Annotated in this window: 17 protein-coding genes and 1 pseudogene; 11 read left to right on the top strand and 7 right to left on the bottom strand. The window is 63.4% G+C overall.

Annotation, left to right across the window (positions count from 1 at the left end; all coding sequences use genetic code 11):
• The first annotated feature begins 88 nt into the window (after nucleotides 1–88).
• The 3 genes from AC5P5R_RS04415 to AC5P5R_RS04405 are packed head-to-tail and all read left to right on the top strand — an operon-like array spanning nucleotide 89 to nucleotide 2,087.
• Nucleotides 89–712: a sigma-70 family RNA polymerase sigma factor gene (locus AC5P5R_RS04415; RefSeq protein ID WP_100438525.1), complete on the top strand. Its 624-nt coding sequence runs from the start codon at nucleotides 89–91 to the stop codon at nucleotides 710–712.
• Entirely contained in the window at nucleotides 709–1,383 is a 675-nt protein-coding gene (locus AC5P5R_RS04410) for a ChrR family anti-sigma-E factor (RefSeq protein WP_099473156.1), read from the top strand. The genes AC5P5R_RS04415 and AC5P5R_RS04410 overlap by 4 nt, the downstream gene beginning before the upstream one ends.
• Nucleotides 1,384–1,394: 11 nt before the next feature.
• Entirely contained in the window at nucleotides 1,395–2,087 is a 693-nt protein-coding gene (locus tag AC5P5R_RS04405) for a Rossmann-fold NAD(P)-binding domain-containing protein (protein ID WP_099473174.1), read from the top strand.
• Between the two features lie 2 nt (nucleotides 2,088–2,089).
• Here AC5P5R_RS04405 and AC5P5R_RS04400 read toward each other — a convergent pair whose 3' ends face one another.
• From AC5P5R_RS04400 to AC5P5R_RS04390, 3 genes are read right to left on the bottom strand one after another with little or no spacing between them, the layout of a single operon-like run.
• The gene (locus AC5P5R_RS04400) at nucleotides 2,090–4,489 is read right to left on the bottom strand and encodes a hybrid sensor histidine kinase/response regulator (RefSeq protein WP_099473158.1); all 2,400 of its coding nucleotides are present in this window, start codon (nucleotides 4,487–4,489) and stop codon (nucleotides 2,090–2,092) included.
• Nucleotides 4,482–4,949 (bottom strand): response regulator, encoded by a 468-nt coding sequence (locus tag AC5P5R_RS04395; protein WP_019659676.1) that lies wholly within the window; start codon nucleotides 4,947–4,949, stop codon nucleotides 4,482–4,484. Before AC5P5R_RS04395 ends, AC5P5R_RS04400 begins: the two co-directional genes overlap by 8 nt.
• Entirely contained in the window at nucleotides 4,946–7,183 is a 2,238-nt protein-coding gene (locus tag AC5P5R_RS04390; protein WP_099473160.1) for an ATP-binding protein, read from the bottom strand. Before AC5P5R_RS04390 ends, AC5P5R_RS04395 begins: the two co-directional genes overlap by 4 nt.
• Before the next feature lie 250 nt (nucleotides 7,184–7,433).
• Between AC5P5R_RS04390 and AC5P5R_RS04385 the strand changes: the two genes are divergently transcribed.
• A complete protein-coding gene (locus AC5P5R_RS04385) occupies nucleotides 7,434–7,727 on the top strand; it encodes a hypothetical protein (protein WP_111722989.1) in 294 nt (97 codons plus the stop codon).
• A 10-nt stretch (nucleotides 7,728–7,737) separates the two neighbouring features.
• Here AC5P5R_RS04385 and AC5P5R_RS04380 read toward each other — a convergent pair whose 3' ends face one another.
• Complete coding sequence (locus tag AC5P5R_RS04380) at nucleotides 7,738–8,223, bottom strand: TspO/MBR family protein (RefSeq protein WP_043033530.1); 486 nt, start codon at nucleotides 8,221–8,223, stop codon at nucleotides 7,738–7,740.
• An 87-nt stretch (nucleotides 8,224–8,310) separates the two neighbouring features.
• A complete protein-coding gene (locus tag AC5P5R_RS04375) occupies nucleotides 8,311–10,506 on the bottom strand; it encodes an AsmA family protein (RefSeq protein WP_043033620.1) in 2,196 nt (731 codons plus the stop codon).
• Nucleotides 10,507–10,686: 180 nt separating this feature from the next.
• Between AC5P5R_RS04375 and nudI the strand changes: the two genes are divergently transcribed.
• The 4 genes and pseudogenes from nudI (at nucleotide 10,687) to AC5P5R_RS04355 (ending at nucleotide 12,603) form a co-directional block, all read left to right on the top strand.
• Nucleotides 10,687–11,118, top strand: a complete 432-nt coding sequence (nudI, locus tag AC5P5R_RS04370) for a nucleoside triphosphatase NudI (RefSeq protein WP_043033528.1) — start codon at nucleotides 10,687–10,689, stop codon at nucleotides 11,116–11,118.
• A 142-nt stretch (nucleotides 11,119–11,260) separates the two neighbouring features.
• Nucleotides 11,261–11,428: a hypothetical protein gene (locus AC5P5R_RS04365; protein WP_157803269.1), complete on the top strand. Its 168-nt coding sequence runs from the start codon at nucleotides 11,261–11,263 to the stop codon at nucleotides 11,426–11,428.
• A gap of 412 nt (nucleotides 11,429–11,840) precedes the next feature.
• A pseudogene (locus tag AC5P5R_RS04360) lies at nucleotides 11,841–12,023 on the top strand (hypothetical protein); the annotation flags it as partial.
• Between the two features lie 172 nt (nucleotides 12,024–12,195).
• On the top strand, nucleotides 12,196–12,603 hold the full coding sequence (locus AC5P5R_RS04355) for an HNH endonuclease (protein ID WP_349675278.1): 408 nt from the start codon (nucleotides 12,196–12,198) through the stop codon (nucleotides 12,601–12,603).
• On the opposite strand, the gene AC5P5R_RS04350 is transcribed toward AC5P5R_RS04355, so the two are convergent.
• Nucleotides 12,600–13,376: a hypothetical protein gene (locus AC5P5R_RS04350; RefSeq protein ID WP_032966761.1), complete on the bottom strand. Its 777-nt coding sequence runs from the start codon at nucleotides 13,374–13,376 to the stop codon at nucleotides 12,600–12,602. The two genes, AC5P5R_RS04355 and AC5P5R_RS04350, sit on opposite strands and share 4 nt — an antisense overlap.
• A 2,453-nt stretch (nucleotides 13,377–15,829) precedes the next feature.
• Nucleotides 15,830–16,264, bottom strand: a complete 435-nt coding sequence (gene merR, locus AC5P5R_RS04345; RefSeq protein WP_005413387.1) for a mercury resistance transcriptional regulator MerR — start codon at nucleotides 16,262–16,264, stop codon at nucleotides 15,830–15,832.
• Nucleotides 16,265–16,335: 71 nt separating this feature from the next.
• Between merR and merT the strand changes: the two genes are divergently transcribed.
• From merT to merA, 3 genes are all read left to right on the top strand, one after another.
• Entirely contained in the window at nucleotides 16,336–16,686 is a 351-nt protein-coding gene (gene merT, locus AC5P5R_RS04340; RefSeq protein WP_003131974.1) for a mercuric ion transporter MerT, read from the top strand.
• A gap of 12 nt (nucleotides 16,687–16,698) precedes the next feature.
• A complete protein-coding gene (gene merP, locus AC5P5R_RS04335) occupies nucleotides 16,699–16,974 on the top strand; it encodes a mercury resistance system periplasmic binding protein MerP (protein WP_003131987.1) in 276 nt (91 codons plus the stop codon).
• Between the two features lie 71 nt (nucleotides 16,975–17,045).
• Nucleotides 17,046–18,731: a mercury(II) reductase gene (gene merA, locus AC5P5R_RS04330; RefSeq protein ID WP_003156770.1), complete on the top strand. Its 1,686-nt coding sequence runs from the start codon at nucleotides 17,046–17,048 to the stop codon at nucleotides 18,729–18,731.
• Nucleotides 18,732–18,736: the final 5 nt, after the last annotated feature.

Genomic DNA, 18,736 nt, shown 5'->3' with positions numbered 1-18,736 from the left:
GCGGGTTGGATGCGCAATGCGGGCTGCATCCAATTGCCATTCCCGCGCGTACAGGGGACAGACCTTCACTCGCCCGCCGCGAAAGCAGATGTACCCTGACGCCGCCAGCACCCTTGCCAACCTAGACAGCGCACGCATCGTGTCCAGCTCCCAGCAGGCCAGCAGTGAGCCGAAAAACTGGGCCGGTGACATGGACGGTGTCGCGCGGCTGCGCGACCGCGACTGTTTCATGCGGATCTATGACCATTTCATGCCGCGCCTGTGCGTCTATCTGCGCGGGCTGGGCGCGCCCGAGGCGGTGGCCGAGGAGCTGGCGCAGGAATGCCTGCTGCGCCTGTGGCTGCGTGCGGCTGATTATGATGCCGCGCAGGGGGCCCTGAGTACCTGGCTGTACCGCATCGCCCGCAACCTGCATATCGACCGTGTGCGTCGCGAGCGCAGCTGGATGCAGGTGCAGGTGGCGGTGGAGGACGCCGCGATGATGGACGTGGTCGACCGCAGCAGCGCCGAACAGTTCGCCGACCAGGCCAGGTTGCGCCAGCGCATCAACGAGTTGCCCGCGGTGCAGGCGCGGCTGGTGCGGATGTCCTATTTCGAGGCCAAGAGCCACAGCGAGATCGCAGAGGCGCTGGGCATGCCGCTGGGAACGGTCAAATCGCACCTGCGCCGCGCCTTTCTGCAGCTTCAGGCCAAAGTGGGAGGTGCGCTGTGAACCCGCACCACCATCTGCACGAATCGACCCTGATGAGCTATGCCGCCGGCGCGCTGCCGGCGCCGTTGAGCATCGTCGCCGGTGCCCATCTGGAGCAGTGCCCGCATTGCCGACAGCGCCTGCGCGACGCCGAAGCGATCGGCTCGGTGCTGCTGGAGCAGACCCAGCCACCTGCAGCGGAGACGCGACGCGAACAACTGCGCGAGGCAATGCTGATGCAGCTGGCCGCGGAAGCGCCGGTGCCCATGGCTGGGGTCGCACGCTCCGTGCCGAAGGAGCGCCCCGAGGCCAATCCGGACCATCTGCCTGCATCGCTGCATCCGTACTTCGGCGCCTCGCTCAGCGACCTGCGCTGGCGCTGGATGGCGCCGGGCGTGCACTGCATCCGTGCAGAGCAGATGCCTTCGCTGATCATGCTGAAGATCGCCCCGGGCAAATGCCTGCCCATGCACAGCCATGGCCGCAGCGAACTGACCCAGATCCTGCGGGGTTCTTACAACGATGCGCTGGGGCTGTTCGCACCGGGTGACGTGGCAGATCTGGACGAAGACGTGGAACATCAACCGGTGACCGCGCCCGGTGTCCCCTGCATCTGCGTGTCAGCGCTGGATGCGCCGCTGGTGTTCAGTGGCTGGCTGGCGCGGAAGATCCAGCGTTTCGTGAAACTCTAGCGGGGATGACGATGGCCGGGACGGGCGCATTACGGATTCTGTTGACCGGTGCCGCAGGCCTGGTCGGGCAGGGTGTGGCGCTGGCCTGCCAACGCTCACCACAGGTGTCCGGCCTGACAGCGCTGGTCCGCCATCCGGGAAGTCTGAGCGGCGCCGGCAGCGAACTGATCGTTCCGGACTTCCTGCGTATCCAGGACCGGTCGGATGAACTGGCCGGGTTCGATGCCTGCTTCTACTGTGCCGGGGCGCCTCCGGTTGGCACGGCAGAGGCCGAGTACCGACGCGTGACCCTGGATACCACCCTGGCGGTGGCCCGTGCCTGGGCGGCTGCGAATCCCGAAGGGTGCTTTTTGTATGTATCCGGTGCCGGCGCGGACCCTCGGAGCCGGCTGATGCCGTTGACGATCAAGGGCGAGACCGAGGTCGCATTGCAGGGCCTGCCGGTGCGCACCGTGATGCTGCGCCCGGGCGGTGTCAGGCCGGTCCCGGGCACCGGCACCCGTCATGCCCTGTTGAAGCCCCTGTACTGGAGCGGTGCGCCGTTGATGAAGCTGGCCAGCGCGATTGCGCCATCGCTGATGACCAGCAATCTGGCTCTCGGTCAGGCGATGATTGCACTGGCCGGCAGGGAGCATCCGCCGGCCACGGTGGAGTGCGCGGACATCAACCGGATCGCCGCTGGCGCAGGCGACCCGGCCTCCTGAGCTCAGTGTGGCGCGGCCTCCAGCGCAGTGCGTACCGCCAGCGCCAGGTCACTTCGCGTAAACGGCTTCGGCAGCAGGGCAACCGCGCGTCCCTGGCTCCCCGCCTGATCGTGGTCACGTGGATAGCCCGACGTGAACAGGACGGCCACTTCCGGCCAGCGTTCGCGGACTTGACGGACCAGTTCCCAGCCCGACATGCCGGGCATCACCACGTCCGAAAACAGCAGGTCCACCCTGGTATCGGGGCGCTCCAGCAACCGCAGTGCGGAGGGGCCGTCGTGGGCTTCCAGCACGCGGTAGCCGAGCAGCCGCAGCGAATCCACCGTGTGGGCGCGGACATCGTCGTTGTCCTCGGCCACCAGGATGGTTTCCTCGCGCGATGAGTAGCCGGCCAGGCCGGTCTGCGGGATGTGTGCTTCGCGGGGCAGGGCCAGCGGCGAGCGCGGGAACATCATGGTGATGCTGGTGCCGCCGCCTTCCACCGAATCGATCAGCACGTGGCCGCCGGACTGTTTGACGAACCCATGTACCATCGACAGTCCCAGCCCGGTGCCGCGGCCGACCTGCTTGGTGGTGAAGAACGGTTCGAACACGCGGGCCAGGGTGGCCGCGTCCATGCCATGGCCGTTGTCGCGCACCCGCAACATCACGTACTGGCCTGGTGTTGCATCCGGGAACAGGGCAGCGTAGTCGTGGTCGAGGTGGCTGTTGTCGACCTCGATCACCAACCGCCCGCCGTGCGGCATCGCATCGCGGGCATTCACCGCCAGGTTCAGTACGGAGGCCTCCAGCTGGCTGATGTCGATCTCCACGCACCAGATGTCCTCGGCGCTGCGGATCTCCAGCTGCACCAGCTCACCCAGTGCACGCTGCAGCATGTCGTGCATGTCCAGCAGGCGCTCGTGGAGGTTGGCGGCCTGGCTGTGCAGCGGCTGGCGTCGGGCAAACGCCAGCAGGCGCTGGGTCAGGCTGGCGGCACGCCCGACACCCTTCAGCGCGTTGTCCAGGGCGCGGCTGACCGTCGCTCCGGCTTCGCCCGCGCGCTCGTTCAGCAGCATGGCGTGCTCGATGTTGCCGGAGATGACCGTCAGGATGTTGTTGAAATCATGCGCGATGCCGCCGGTGAGCTGGCCGACCGCCTCGATCTTCTGTGATTGGCGCAGTGCGTGTTCGGCCTGGAGGCGCGCCGTGGTTTCCACGGCCTCGGAGACCACGGCGGTGACCACGCCTTCGGCATCCAGCAGCGGACGGAACGAAAAATCGAAGCTGCGCGGCCCGGTCGGGAGTTCCAGCTCCAGTGAATGCAGCGAACTCCGGCCCTGCACGGCTGCAGCGACGGCCCGATCGATCAGCGCGCCGATGCCATCGGTTGTGGCGAACCAGAGCGATTCACCGAAGCGTTGGCCAACGACGTCCTTCTTGTCCGCCAGTACTGCGGCCAGTGACGCGTCATTGGCATCCACCACGCGCCCGGACAGATCCAGCAGCATCTGATGCTGGAAGCTGGATTCGAAGATCGCCTGCAGGCGCCGCTTGCTGGCGCGCAACTCGGCCGTGCGCGCCTGCACCTGCTGCTCGAGCAGCTGGTTGTCCTCGCGCAGGGCCAGCTCGGCCTGTTTCAGCTGCGAGACGTCGCTACCCAGGCAGATGTAGCCGGCCACGCTGCCATCGGCCGCATGCTCCGGCACGCAGTCCATCTGCACGAATCGTGATTGGCCGCTGCGGTGCACCAGTTCGACCTGGAAGCTGGTGCGTTCGCCCTGCAGCACCCGTTCCAGGCTCGGCAGGGCGTGTTCGAAGGCGGAAATGCCGCTGACATCGCGCGCTGTCCGGCCCAGCAACTCGGCCAGGCTGAATCCATGCCAGTCCAGGAACGCCTTGTTGGCGAACCGGTAGCGATGCGCGTTGTCGAGCTGGGCGATCAGCGCGGGTACGGCATCCGTCACCTGCTGCAGCTGCGCCTGGCTCTCATTCAGCGCAGCCTGCGCATGAAGCAGCTGGTTGCGCTCATGGGCTTCCTGACGGGCGCGACGGATCGCATCCGGCAGGCGCTGCAGGCGCTGCTTGACTACATAGTCGCGCGCGCCACGGGTCAGCGCCTGCACCGCCAGCTCTTCGGTCAGCGTGCCGGAGACGAAGATGAAAGGGGTCTGCGGAATCCGCTCACGTGCCAGTGCGAGGGCCGCATCGCCATCGAATCCGGGCAGCACGTGGTCGGCGAGGATCACGTCGAACGCACGGCTGTCGATGGCCTCGATGAACGCATTGCGCGTCCACAGGCGCTCGACCTCGAACTCCAGGCCGGCACGCCGCAGCTGTGCGGTGATCAGCTCCGCATCAAGCGCGCTGTCCTCCAGCATGAGGATGCGCAGGCGCTCGCTGCGGCGCGATCCATCACGCATTGTGCTGCCCCGAGCCGCTGGGCCGGTGCGGTGGTGGCTGGTTGGTGATGCCCCAGAACATGCCCAGTCCTTGGATGGCGTCAAAGAACTCCTTGAAGTCGACCGGCTTGACCACGAATGCGTTGACGCCCAGTTCGTAACTGCGCACCAGATCCTGCTCCTCGCGCGAAGAGGTCAGCATCACAACCGGGGTGCTGCTCAGGTACGGGTCGCCACGGACCTGCTCCAGTACCTCCAAGCCATTGACTTTGGGCAGCTTCAGGTCCAGCAGCACCACCACCGGGCCGCCGTGCATGGCACCGGCGAACTTGCCTTCGCAGCGCAGGTAATCCAGCGCTTCGGCGCCGTCGCGTACATGGATGACATCGTTCAACAGCTGGCAGCGCTCAAGCGCGGCCATCGTCAGCTCTGCATCCTTGGGGCTGTCCTCTACCAGGAGGATCGGCCGCAGGTCCCTCATGGGTGTTCTCCTGTGGAGCGGGGTAGGGTGAAGTGAATGGTCGCGCCCTTGCCGGGCTCGCCCTCGGCCCAGGTGCGGCCGCCATGGCGGCCGATGATGCGGCGGACATTGGCCAGGCCGATGCCGGTGCCTTCGAACTCTTCGACGTGGTGCAGGCGCTGGAACACGCCGAACAGCTTGTCCACGTAGCGCATGTCGAAGCCGCAGCCGTTGTCGCGCACGAAGAAGTGGTCTTCCTCGTCGTTTCGCTCGTGACCAACCTCGATCACTGCATGTTCGCGCTCGCGGGTGAACTTGATCGCGTTGGCCAGCAGGTTCTGCCAGACCAGGCGCAGCATCGTCGGATCGGCTTCAACCTCCGGCAGCGGTGCGAGCGTCCACTGCACGTCGCGGCCGGTGTAGTCCAGGGCCAGGCTCCGGCGCACATCCTCGGCCAGCGCGGTCATGTCCAGCCGCACACGCCCCAGCGTGGAGCGTCCCATCTGCGAGAAGCTGAGCAGGTCATCCACCAGCGTGCCGGCGGACTTGGCCGATTCCACGATCGTGTCCAGGAAGCGGCGCTCGGTATCGTTCAGGCGTTCGCCCGCCGAGCTGCCCAGCAGCTCGGAATAGCCGACAATGTGACGGAAGGGAGCGCGCAAGTCGTGGCTGACCGAATAGGAGAAGGCTTCCAGTTCCTTGTTGCTGCGGAGCAGCTGCTCGTTCAGTTCGGCCATTTCCTCGGCCTTGCGCAACACGATATCGACGATGGCCGTGCGCATCTCGTGTGCCGCGTCGCAGTCAGCGTCGCTCCACGGCAGGCTGCGCTGCTGCACGGTCTCCTTCCAGGCCTCGAACGAGTTGCGCGGGGACAGCGCCACGCCCGGTGCTGCTTCCTTGCGGGGATCGCCACCCCAGCGCACGGTGCGCACCACTTCCGGGCGGAACCACATCAGGTAACTGTCATGCAACTGCGAAATGGACACCGCCAGCAGGCCACTGGCGACGTCGGCGAGGTGCGCGGCAGGCGACCAGTCGGCTGCCAGGTGATCGGTGCAGTAGGTTTCCTGGCCGGCCTGCTGCGTGGCCAGCCAGTTCGCCAGGGCCAGCACGTCGCTGGAGGAAGGGCACTGGCCAACACGCAGGCAATCGCCCTTGTGCACGATCGCCGCGCCGGCCGCGCCGGTCAGCGACAGCAGGCTGGCCTCGTCCTGGCGCAGGGCCGCCATGAAGTCCTCGTCGCCGGCCATGCGACCCAGTAGCTTGACCAGTATGGAACGACGGGCAACGCGCTCTTCGATCGCACGCGCTCGCTCCTTCAACGCAATCTGCAGCGACAGGATCTGGCCCATGAACTCGCAGGCAGTGCGCACGTGGTAGGGCAGGCGGCGTGGCTGCACGGTGTGGCAGGACACCAGGCCCCACAAGCGGCCTTCATGCACCAGAGATACCGACATCGACGCGCCGGTCCCCATGTTGCGCATGTAGCGCAGGTGCACCGGCGAGACGCTGCGCAGCACCGCCATGCTCAGGTCGGTGGGCGGCGCGTCGCGTTGATCCTCGGTCCGCATCAGCGGGGCCGGGGTGTAGCTGTTGTCCGCGATCAGGCGCACCCGGTTGCGGCGGTAGAGTTCGCGCGCCTGTGCTGGAATATCCGATTCGGGGAAGCGCAGGTCCAGGTAGGACGGCAACAGGCCGTTGCCATCCTCGGCCACCACGACACCGTTCCAGCCAGCATCGAACTGGTAGACCAGGGTGCGGTCGAAGCCGGTGAGCCGGCGCATGTGCGCGGCAGCCAGCTGGCAGAGATCTTCCACGGTGCTGGCCGACTCGATGCCGGCCATCAGCTCGCGGATGGCCGGATACAGCTCTTCCAGCGAGCCGGGCTGGCCCGGAACCGGTGCTTCCAGCTCGACCAGCAGATCGGTGGCGGAACGGTGCACCAGCAGCTGATGCCGGCCGTGGCCATCCAGATGCACGGCACCGACATGGGCACTGCTGCCGATCACGGCCTGCTGGAACAAGCCTTGGAACGGCGCCAGCACGCCGCCGAACACCTCACTGACGTGCCGCATCAACGGTTCGCCGAACTGCAGCAGCAGCCCGGGCTGGCTGATGGCGCGCTCGCGCACCTGCAGGGACTGCGGTTCAACGACCAGAAGCACACCGTAGGGCTGGATCGCGCCGGGGGTGTGGATCGGTTCGCGCGCGCAACTGGACAAGGCAGTGTCGTGCGCGGACTCAGCAGAAGGCATCAAGGGCGGGACTCATCATTCGTGGATGGCTGGAAGGCCCAGTGGTACATCCGGTACCCATCAATGGTGAAGCAAAATCGTGCATTCGCCTACCAGTGTATGCGTATGAAGCGTGCTTCTGTCCAAGCTGAATTCTTCATGTAGGGACGAGGTCGAGCACTTGAGGTTTTCGCGAAGAATACATCTACGCTGCACATCAGCTCGACAGATCATTGCCTAGAGTGGATCCACTTCCCTGAGCGACCGCCCCGTGAACCTGCAGCCCGCGCCCCTGTCCCCGTACCGCATGCTGGCTGACAGCTGCCAGTTTGAACTGCTGGATGTGGATGCGCTGCAGGACCCGGCCAGTGGCCGGCTGCTGCACCTGTATTCGCTGGTTGCCCACTGCCTGTCCTGCGAGACGATCTTCAAGGCCGAAGAAGGGCAGGGCCTGGTCAGCCATACTGCGGCGCGGGTGGTGCGATGCCCTACCGGCTGCGGGCAGCAGGCGTTCAAGCCGGCCCTGCTGCGGACCTGGCGCCCGCAGGCCGTTGCCCAGGCGTAAGCGGCGGAGATCACAGCAGCCCGGGATTGGCTCGCCATACCGCGAAGTTGAGCGCCGAGGCGAACGAGATCCAGGCCAGATAGGGAAGCAGCAGCGCCGCCGCAGTCGGACGGATGCGCGCAAACGCGACGATCGCTGCGCAAACCAGCGCAATCAATACAAGAATGTCAACGAAGGCCAGGGCGCCCAGCTTCCAGCCGAAGAACAGCCAGCTCCACAGCGCATTGACGGCAAGCTGCACCAGGTAGAGCATCAGCGCCGGTCGTGCCCCGCGCCAGCCGCGTTCGCGCCACACCAGCCACGCGGCAATCGCCATCATGGCGTAGAGCAGGGTCCACACCGGACCAAAGACACTGGCCTGTGGTGCCCACGGGGGAAGATCGAGGGTGGCGTAGAAGCTGGCTGCGGATGTGGACGCCCACGCGCCCAGGGCGGCCGCGACGAAGGTGATCGCCACCCATCCCAGCAGCCCGAAAACCTGCGAACTCCGCTTCATACTCCGCTTCATACCGTCCAGCATCCCTGATGCGCATGATCCCGTGTACGCGCAGAGGCCGCGAATGGATGCAGGCTGCGGGCCTTCTCAGTCTGAAGAGCCGGCGGCGCTCGTGCCCTGGCTTGCCGGCAGCAGGGAAGGCTGTTGATCAAACCACTCACGTGCCTTGGACAGATGCCATTGGCGCCGGTCACCGTCCAGCTCGATGCCCGCACCCAGCAGTCCCCAGCGCAGGTAGAGATCGCCGCGTTTGCGCTGTTCCAGAAGATCCAGCCGCGCGCGTACCGACAGGCGATCATTCTCGGCCTGCAGTCCATCGATGACCAGATGGCCAGGGCGCCAGCGCAGCGTCGCCTGTGCCTGCACCTGACCGGAATCGAGGAGGGACAGCGTCCAGCGTGGGTAGTCGGTGCGCTCTGCGAACAGCGCGAGCAACGGACGGGCATCGCTGAGATCCAGATCCGTGGTGGCATCCACCTGGAATGGCGACTGCGCATCGATACGGCCACGTTTGAAGGCCGCGCGGCCTTTCCAGGCGGTTGCGCGCTCCGTACCCGCCACCTGCACGTTGCGTAGCTCGACCGTGGTGCCGGACAGATCAAAGTGGCGCTGGTTGAAGTCGCCACGGCGCAGCGTAGCGTTCACGTCGACGTCGCCGCCCATGTCCAGCCCCGCCACCTTGGCACTGGCGTTGCGCCCCAACAGCCGGGCCGTGCCATGGCCAACGCGGCCATCGGTATCGAGGGTGGCATCACCGCTGAGTGAGCCGGTGCCGCGCAGCAGGCGCACCTGTTTTGAACCGAGATAACGGTTGTAGGCCGACAGATCTGGAATGGTGGCTTCGCTGAAGCTCAGGTGCGCGCGCACGCCCTTGCGCAGCTCCTGCAGGCGACCGTCGCCGGTCAGATCCAGCGCCAGATCACGACCATCGAACAGCCGAACGTCCTTGGCATCGGTGGGACGCGCGGTGAAGCGGGGGAGGCGGACGGCAAGCAGGGCCTGGTTGGGAGAGCCCGCCTTCAGTTCCCCATGCGCGCTGGCGGTACCGGCAAGCCGGACGCCGGCGACCTCGGCGACTGCTTCGGCAGAGGGAATGTCCACCGTGCTGCCTTCGCTCAGCTCGCCATTGCGCAGCCGCAGGTCGGCCTTCAGCGTGCCGCCACCGTCCAGTTGCAGCCACGGCTTGCGGACGAACAGGGCAGGGATCCAGTTGAGCGAGGTGAACGTCCATTCGCCGCGCACCGTGCCGGAACTTCGCTCCAGCAACTGCGCCGGATCCTGGAAGGGAATGTCACGACCGGTGACGTGCAGGTCCGCATCCACTTCGCTGCCCGAGCCGGGTCGGGCTGGCAGGCGTGCCTGCAGGCGCAGGTCATTGGCCACATTGAGCTGAAGGGCCAGCACGCCGCGATCGGGAGCGCCGTCCCCAAGATAGAGCGGCACCTGCCATAGAGCGTGGTCGCCGGGCTGCAGCTGGCCGGCGATCAGGTGTGCCGAGAGCTGCAGGTGGCCCGGCACCGGTGCGCTGGAGATCTTCGGGGTGGTGGCATCCGTATCCATGCGCAGGCCCTGGCTGCGTGCATCAACATCCAGCTGGGCATGCAGTATCTTCAGTTTGGCGAGCCCAGGTGCCTGGTCCCGGTAATGGCGCGGGTAGCTGAAGCGTGCAGCCAGGTTCATGTCACCCAGCAGCTGCACGCCATCGAAGCTGGTGTCCGCCCCCTTGAACGTGACGGTTGAATCCAGCAGTTCCGAAGGACCGCCGCGTAGCTGCTTGACGAAGCCGACCGTGCCCTGACCCTTGCCGATGATCAGCAGCTTGCCGAAACGGGCGCTGCGGATGCTGTCGCTGTGGATGGCATCGAAACGCAGCGTCCAGCCCTGGTCGCTGCGCGGGGGCGGCGGGATGGCCTCTTCAACACGGCTGATCTCGGCCGATACGCCCGTGGCCTGCAGGCGCGGAACCCGAACTTCGCGCTGGAACAGCGGCAGGACTGCCAGCCTGGCGCTTGCCCGGTCGGCATGCAGCACGTAGACGGTGTGGTTGACGTGGCCGCGCATGTGCACGTTCCAGGCGATCACGTGGCCGGGCAGCAAGGTGACGGCTGGGCCGGTAGTCATCACGAACTTGTGCGGCTTGCGGTTGGTGACCTGGTCGAACAGCGGGGTGTTGAGGAAGATGTTGCCGGCCAGGAGGTAGGCAACATACAAGCCCAGCAGGATGTAGATGGCAATGCGCCGTCGCCAGGGCAGGTGATGTACGGGCGCAGGAGGAGGGGACATGAACCACTCGAACAACGAGGACCCCCGCACTATTGCGAAGTGACCGGCGGCAGGGTGTGAAGCCGGCGCGTCGCGCAGATTCGTTGTGACCTGCCACGCTAAATCAATTGCAACCCATCGGGATGCCGCGGGGTTTCATACAATCCTTCCGTCATCTGCCCAACATCCAAGGAAGACCCTGTGAGACAACGCGTCATCGTATGCCCGCTGATCCAGAACCAGGGCGCCTATCTGCTGTGCCGCATGCCGTTGGACCGTGGTGCATTCCCAGGCCAATGGGGACTGTCCGGCGGCGGGCTGGAGCCCGCCGAACGCATCGAGGAAGGCCTGCGCCGGGAGATCCGCGAAGAGCTGGGGCACGCGCTGCAGATCGATGCCGTTCAACCATGGACCTTCCGCGACGACATCCGCACCAAGCTCTATCCGGACGGTTCCAGCGAGCAGATCCACATGATCTACCTGATCTTCGACTGCGAAGCACTGAACCGTGACGTTACGATCAACGAAGAGTTTGATGCCCATGCCTGGGTGGAACCGAAGGATCTGGGTGCGTACGACCTCAATGCGGCGACCCGAATCACGCTTCTGGCGAAGGGGCTGCTTTCGAGCTAGTGCAGAAAGGGGCGCCAGGTTGAGATAGAGGGCCTGCGGCAGCGGACTGCCATAGACCATTAACGTGACGCGTCACGCCGGGCGGAAATCACGTTCCTGTCAGGGCAAGTGACCGGCCGATGCAATTGGAGGCGGGAGAACGATGAAGGTCCTGCTTTGGGCGCCTACAGCTTTGTTTGCCTTGCTGTCATTGAGAGCGTTGGCTTTCGTGACCTATCAAGGACTGAATGGAGCCGCCTTTGAAGAGGAAGAGATCATTGTCGCGGGGGGTCGGCTTGGTCTGCGGCTGGATCGCCTGGGGCATGCATAAGACCCTGATCGGACGATGGAGGAAGCCGTAGCTGCCAGGCCGCGAGGGGATTGAGGCGAACGGTACGCCAGCGTCCCCGGGGATGCTTTGAACATAATATACATTATGCGAAATGTCGTATCCGCCGAATCTGGGCCTTCGTCGGGTCCTCTTGGCAATGGCTGCGGCTCTGGCTTGGCTCTTGCCTCCCTTGACTGCCACAACGGAAACGCCCCAGATCCCACAGCTGTCCGCCCGTATTTCCCCACAAGGACGCCCGCGATTTCCAGATCTCCCCCAAAGATGCCCTTGATTCCTGGATCCGCACCTAAGACGCCCTCGATTTCTGGCTCCACATCCAGCTCGCCCTTGAGTTCCCAACTGCGCACCTGATCGGTCAGAGCTTGTCGCCTGCACTTCCCAGTTCCGCCAGTCGCGACATTGGTCGCAAGAACAATTAGACGAGATCTCGGGCCTGAACGTGCGAACAGTTCAGCGGGTTGAGCAGGACTACAACACCGCGACTTCCCTGGGTGACGCGCCACGCCCCGCTCCACCTGCTCAAGCGCGTCGCTCGCCCCCTGACCAAGCTTTGACCTTAACTGGGCGTCGGTGACTCCCTCCCGTTCTGGTCGGCATCTGGGCCTTGTAGCGGCTCAAGCGCTGAGCTATAACGCCTTAGCCAGTCGCTATAAAGCGCCGGTGTTGTGCCCGCATAGCCAATAGGCTCCGGGTGCCCGAGGTCCACCCAATGGGGGCACGGGAATCCTTCGATTCCGGAGCCATCCATGACCGCCAAACGCCGCAGATCCCTTCGCACTTCTGCCTTCTACGCCCAATCGGGCCGTTGCTTCTATTGCGGCCTGCCGATGTGGCTCACTGCACCCTCAGAGCTCGGGCTGAAGGCCAGTAAGGCCCGAGCCTTTCAATGCACCGCCGAGCACCTGGTGGCCCAACAGGACGGGGGCAGAGACGTGTCCGGGAACGTGGTGGCCGCGCATAGCCGGTGCAACCAGGGCAGGCACCAGCGGAAGGGACCAGCCCCTTCCGCTGAAGCGTTCCGGGCGCTGGTTCAGACGCGGCTGGCAATGGGGAGATGGTGGTCCCGACTGCCATCAGGGATTGCACGTGCTTCCGTATGGCCAATTGAATTGAATCTTTGCAAGGAATCGGCAGCTGCTTGCCTGATTCGCTAGTCCACACTAGTGGCGCCCGGTTGCGGTGCTAGAACGGCGAGTCTGCTGCGAAATGGTCGCGCATTGGGCCTAACAAGGTCTGCGACCCTGTCAACACGTCCGAGAATTCCACCTGTCGCCACCTTCTCGTTCCAATATCGTTCCATCCACTCGGCTTTATCCAGGATCTTACCCGGAGCGCCTAGCAGCCTCTTGGCGATGAAATGCCGGATGAGAGCGGCCTGGCTATCGAGAATCACGACGCCCGCCCTTGGATTAGAGTCATAAGCGCTGTACGAGATCAGATAGTGGACATAGTGGCGGTCTGGCTCTTCGTCATCCCACGTCAACAGGTTGCTTAACCCCGCAGCGCGAGCATCCGATCGCACCTCTTCGCTCACGAGCACCATGGGATTGCGTGCTTCCTTACATTCCATGCGATAGGCGTCCAGCATCGCCGGTCCGAAGATCATCTGAGAATCATGATGAATGCTTCCAACTGTGAGCCCTCCACGTATCAATATATCAACCACTAGCAGGTTCTCGGCCAACATTCTGATGCAGCTCAGGATGTCGGCAAGGCCAGCAGGAGAGCGGCTGCTTGATATGACGATGCAGTCGCTGAAGTAAGTGAACAAAAGTCCTGTTGCTGGGTTGCAGCACGCTGTGTTCTTTAGTCTGTCGATGGCCTCTGCTATTTCATCAAGCTTGCTCATGTCGGCTGCCGACTCTTGGACAAGTGCGGAGAACCCGAGCATGTCGATGAAGGCGACGTACTTATCTTGGTAGAGCATGAAGAACTCCTTAGATGGTCGTGCCCATGGTGCCGAGGGCGGTTCCATTTGACCAGCGGGTGCGGGGCACGTCATAGGCCATGGAGCAATGTCAGCGACCTGGCTCGCGCACTAGTCTCGCAGAGGCTTGTTACGGCGCATCTTCGCATCGGATAGAAGCGAGCGAACGAGAGAGTTGAAGTCCATCCTGGCCCTAAAAGTTTCCTTCACCCTTGGTTAAACGAATGTCCGCTTTCGGTCAGAAGCGGACCAAAGTAGCCGGTGCTCTTCGCAGCCCGTACGCGACTTGGAGTCATATCATCAATCTGTATCAGGGCTCAGACCTAAGTGCCTGATGGTCCAATTCAGCGACACTATCCAGCTTCGGCGTCATCGCACACTTCGGGATACAGCCAGCGCGATCCGCTTATGGAACCAAACCGCACTGTGCCTTACTCTTAAGGAACATTGCCAACGGCAACCTTCGGCAATTGAATTTAGAGAATCCGGGCGGTTCATCCCGCGCGGCCCGTTAATGTCTACAGCTGTGGAGTTGTGAATGGCAGAAGATCAAGGTGGTGAAGAGGTAATTAGGGAGATAGGGAAGGCGCTAGCCCTTGCGTCTGAGCTTGATCCACAAATTGTTAGATCGCTTCGCTCCGCGATTGTTCAGGCGATGTCTGATTACGAGGACGACACGAATGCACAAGCTGCAGCCGCACTTGCGGCGGTTCTCGATTTTAGACCTGTGACGACCCAAGACGCCCTCTCGCAAACCTTGGGTGAGATCGGGAAGCTGGTCCAAGGTCTCACCGGACTGGAGGACGTTCATTACACTGTTGAGACACCAGAAGGTCGCCGAGTTCGCTCAATCCGGTCACATCTACCAACTGTATCACCCCAGCGTTTGACGGATCACGAGCAGGCAGATCTTGAGGCCTATATCGCTCGATATCTGCCACCGGACGACCCTCGCGAGGAACACGCGCCACGAGGACCGCGACTGTGACGATCAGTAAGTTAGCAATCCTCAACGCTGTGAAAGCAGCCATTTCGCGTGCTAAGGCGAGCGGGTCTCCCTACGCGCAAGGAAAGGCTTACGAACTTCGGGTGCTGCTTAGGCTTCTGCGAATCATCGATAGTGCGGGCTACAAGCTCACGTGTACCCCCAAGATGGCAGGCGTCCTGACGTTTGGAGGATCTCCATGCAAAGCAAACCATCCGGATCACGATTACATCAGTGGATCTACGTCTACTGAGAAGCTCGAGATTAGGATTTCAGTGCAGGTCACCACACTAAGCCATAGCTGGAAAGGCACGACGGTGGTCAAAGCGGCTGACCGTCACGAGATTGACGTCGGTGTATATCGTCCGATTAAGACCCGTCGCTATCCCGCATTTACGGAGTTACTTCTTGGGGTCTCGTGCAAGACTGGCGGCTGGAACAAGGCGTACGTCCGCGAGGCGCTAGGTATGCGTAGGGAGCTAGGATTCCTCACATCACCTAGGACGAGCTTGACGAGCTCAGCTCCGTGGTTCATCGCAACAGTTCCCTGCGATCCTCCGGTTCCCTTTGCCTTGTACGCGACCAACGCTGGGTCCGCCGTGTATGCGTCGTTGGCAGCTTTGGGGCTCTACGTCGAGCACTACAAGGGGTAGCGGAAACAGGCTTTGGAGTACGGATCAACTCAGGTGTGTCGAGAACGATGCCCGCTTTGGGTCGAAGGCGGATGCCATCACCGGGCCGGTCGCCGCCCAATGTCCGCTTCCGGCCAGAAGCGGACATCCACCCTGCCCTCGATAAACATCCCAAATCCACGGACGACCTTGGTCTGCTTTGGCCTTCTGCCTTAGGGCCAGACCTGAACTTCGATTTCAGCCCCTAGCGTATTTGACTCCCGCGACCTAGATCTCTCCTAGATCCTTGAGCAGGGCTTGCCCCTTCTGCAGAAACCCAACTAGCAGTCGACCTCCTGCTACTTTCCGGCCCAATTGCCCATTGAGGTAGCTGACCTGGAGACGCGCATGGGCCAGCAGATCCACCTGGGCCATGCTAGGGGTCGCGGCCTGGAGCGGTTCGCCCGGCGACGCCATCTGCCCCCCGATCGGCTGGACAACGCAAGGGCGCCGGCTGTCACTCTTCGCATACGCCGTGGCCATCATCCGGCCGTTCTTCAACGACCATCCACCAAGCACCAACTCGGTCCCGAGTTGCTCGATCGGCAATCCCGCTTCGCTAACCGCTTTCTCAAAGTTCGGCCAGAGTTGGTCCACCACCAGCCCTAGCTCGGCAGATAGCTGTTCTATTGTGAAATCTGCGCGGAAGCTGGCCTGCAGTGCAAGCTCGTAGATGCGGAGGAAGGGGGAACCGCAGAATTCGGAAAAAATCGTACGCTAAGCTAACGGTGTTCTCGTGACAGCTCTTTGACTAGGCTTTCTAAGGGGTCGTCTCAGAAAACGGAAAATAAAGCACGCTAAGGCATAGCCGAACCTGCCAAGCTTGCTCCACCCTGTAGTGACGCGATCAGCGGGCAGGAAACGTTCCCCCTTCGCGCATGGCAGGCGCGCACCAACTCAGACAGCACGGCCTCCATGCGCGCCAGGTCAGCCATTTTCTCGCGCACGTCCTTGAGCTTGTGCTCGGCCAGACTGCTGGCTTCCTCGCAATGGGTGCCATCCTCCAGCCGCAGCAGCTCGGCGATCTCATCCAGGCTGAAGCCCAGCCGCTGGGCTGATTTCACGAAGCGCACCCGCGTTACATTCGCCTCGCCATAGCGGCGGATGCTGCCATAGGGCTTGTCAGGCTCCAGCAACAAGCCCTTGCGCTGATAGAAACGGATGGTCTCCACATTGACCCCGGCCGCCTTGGCGAAAACGCCAATGGTCAGGTTCTCCAAATTGTTTTCCATATCGCTTGACTCCGTACATGAGTACGGAAGTAAGGTTACGCTATCCAATTTCAATTCGAAAGGACAAGCGCATGTCTGAACCAAAAACCGGGCGCGGCGCGCTCTTCACTGGAGGGCTTGCCGCCATCCTCGCCTCGGCTTGCTGCCTCGGGCCGTTGGTTCTGATCGCCTTGGGGTTCAGCGGCGCTTGGATCGGCAACTTGGCGGTGTTGGAACCCTATCGCCCCATCTTTATCGGCGTGGCGCTGGTGGCGTTGTTCTTCGCCTGGCGGCGCATCTACCGGCAGGCAGCGGCCTGCAAACCGGGTGAGGTCTGCGCGATTCCCCAAGTGCGAGCTACTTACAAGCTCATTTTCTGGATCGTGGCCGCGCTGGTTCTGGTCGCGCTCGGATTTCCCTACGTCATGCCATTTTTCTACTGATCGGAGTTCACCATGAAGAAACTGTTTGCCTCCCTCGCCCTCGCCGCCGTTGTTGCCCCCGTCTGGGCCGCCACCCAGACCGTCACGCTGTCCGTACCGGGCATGACCTGCTCCGCCTGCCCGATCACTGTCAAGAAGGCGATTTCCAAGGTCGAAGGCGTCAGCAAAGTTGACGTGACTTTCGAGACACGCCAAGCGGTCGTCACCTTCGACGATGCCAAGACCAGCGTGCAGAAGCTGACCAAGGCAACCGCAGACGCGGGCTATCCGTCCAGCGTCAAGCAGTGAGTCACTGAAAACGGCACCGCAGCACAACGGACGTCATTGTCTGGCGCCACAAACGATAAAGGATCTGTTGCATGACCCATCTAAAAATCACCGGCATGACTTGCGACTCGTGCGCGGCGCACGTCAAGGAAGCGCTGGAAAAAGTGCCAGGCGTGCAGTCGGCGCTGGTGTCCTATCCGAAGGGCACAGCGCAACTCGCCATCGTGCCGGGCACATCGCCGGACGCGCTGACTGCCGCCGTGGCCGGACTGGGCTACAAGGCAACGCTAGCCGATGCGCCACTGGCGGACAACCGCGTCGGACTGCTCGACAAGGTGCGGGGATGGATGGCCGCCGCCGAAAAGCACAGTGGCAACGAGCCCCCGGTGCAGGTAGCGGTCATTGGCAGCGGTGGAGCCGCGATGGCGGCGGCGCTGAAGGCCGTCGAGCAAGGCGCGCAGGTCACGCTGATCGAGCGCGGCACCATCGGCGGCACCTGCGTCAATGTCGGCTGTGTGCCGTCCAAGATCATGATCCGCGCCGCCCACATCGCCCATCTGCGCCGGGAAAGCCCGTTCGATGGCGGTATTGCGGCAACTGTGCCTACGATTGACCGCAGTAAGCTGCTGGCCCAGCAGCAGGCCCGCGTCGACGAACTGCGGCACGCCAAGTACGAAGGCATCCTGGGCGGTAATCCGGCCATCACCGTTGTGCACGGTGAGGCGCGCTTCAAGGACGACCAGAGCCTTACCGTCCGTTTGAACGAGGGTGGCGAGCGCGTCGTGATGTTCGACCGCTGCCTGGTCGCCACGGGTGCCAGCCCGGCGGTCCCGCCGATTCCGGGCTTGAAAGAGTCACCCTACTGGACTTCCACCGAGGCCCTGGCGAGCGACACCATTCCCGAACGCCTTGCCGTAATCGGCTCGTCGGTGGTGGCGCTGGAGCTGGCGCAAGCCTTTGCCCGGCTGGGCAGCAAGGTCACGGTCCTGGCGCGCAATACCTTGTTCTTCCGTGAAGACCCGGCCATCGGCGAGGCGGTGACAGCCGCTTTCCGTGCCGAGGGCATCGAGGTGCTGGAGCACACGCAAGCCAGCCAGGTCGCCCATATGGACGGTGAATTCGTGCTGACCACCACGCACGGTGAATTGCGCGCCGACAAACTGCTGGTTGCCACCGGTCGGACACCGAACACGCGCAGCCTCGCGCTGGACGCAGCGGGGGTCACTGTCAATGCGCAAGGTGCCATCGTCATCGACCAAGGCATGCGCACGAGCAACCCGAACATCTACGCGGCCGGCGACTGCACCGACCAGCCGCAGTTCGTCTATGTGGCGGCAGCGGCCGGCACCCGTGCCGCGATCAACATGACCGGCGGCGATGCGGCGCTCGACCTGACCGCAATGCCGGCCGTGGTGTTCACCGATCCGCAAGTGGCGACCGTGGGCTACAGCGAGGCGGAAGCCCACCACGACGGGATCGAGACCGACAGCCGCACCTTGACCTTGGACAACGTGCCGCGTGCGCTCGCCAACTTCGACACACGCGGCTTCATCAAGTTGGTTATCGAGGAAGGCAGCCATCGGCTGATCGGCGTACAGGCGGTCGCGCCGGAAGCGGGTGAACTGATCCAGACGGCGGCTCTGGCCATTCGCAACCGCATGACGGTGCAGGAACTGGCCGACCAGTTGTTCCCCTACCTGACGATGGTCGAGGGGTTGAAGCTCGCGGCGCAGACCTTCAACAAGGATGTGAAGCAGCTTTCCTGCTGCGCCGGGTGAGAAAA

The sequence above is a fragment of the Stenotrophomonas sp. YJH_SMC_19 genome (assembly GCF_059367915.1).
The sequence above is the reverse complement of the archived record's forward strand: the minus strand, read 5'-3'. Positions and strand labels throughout refer to the sequence as shown.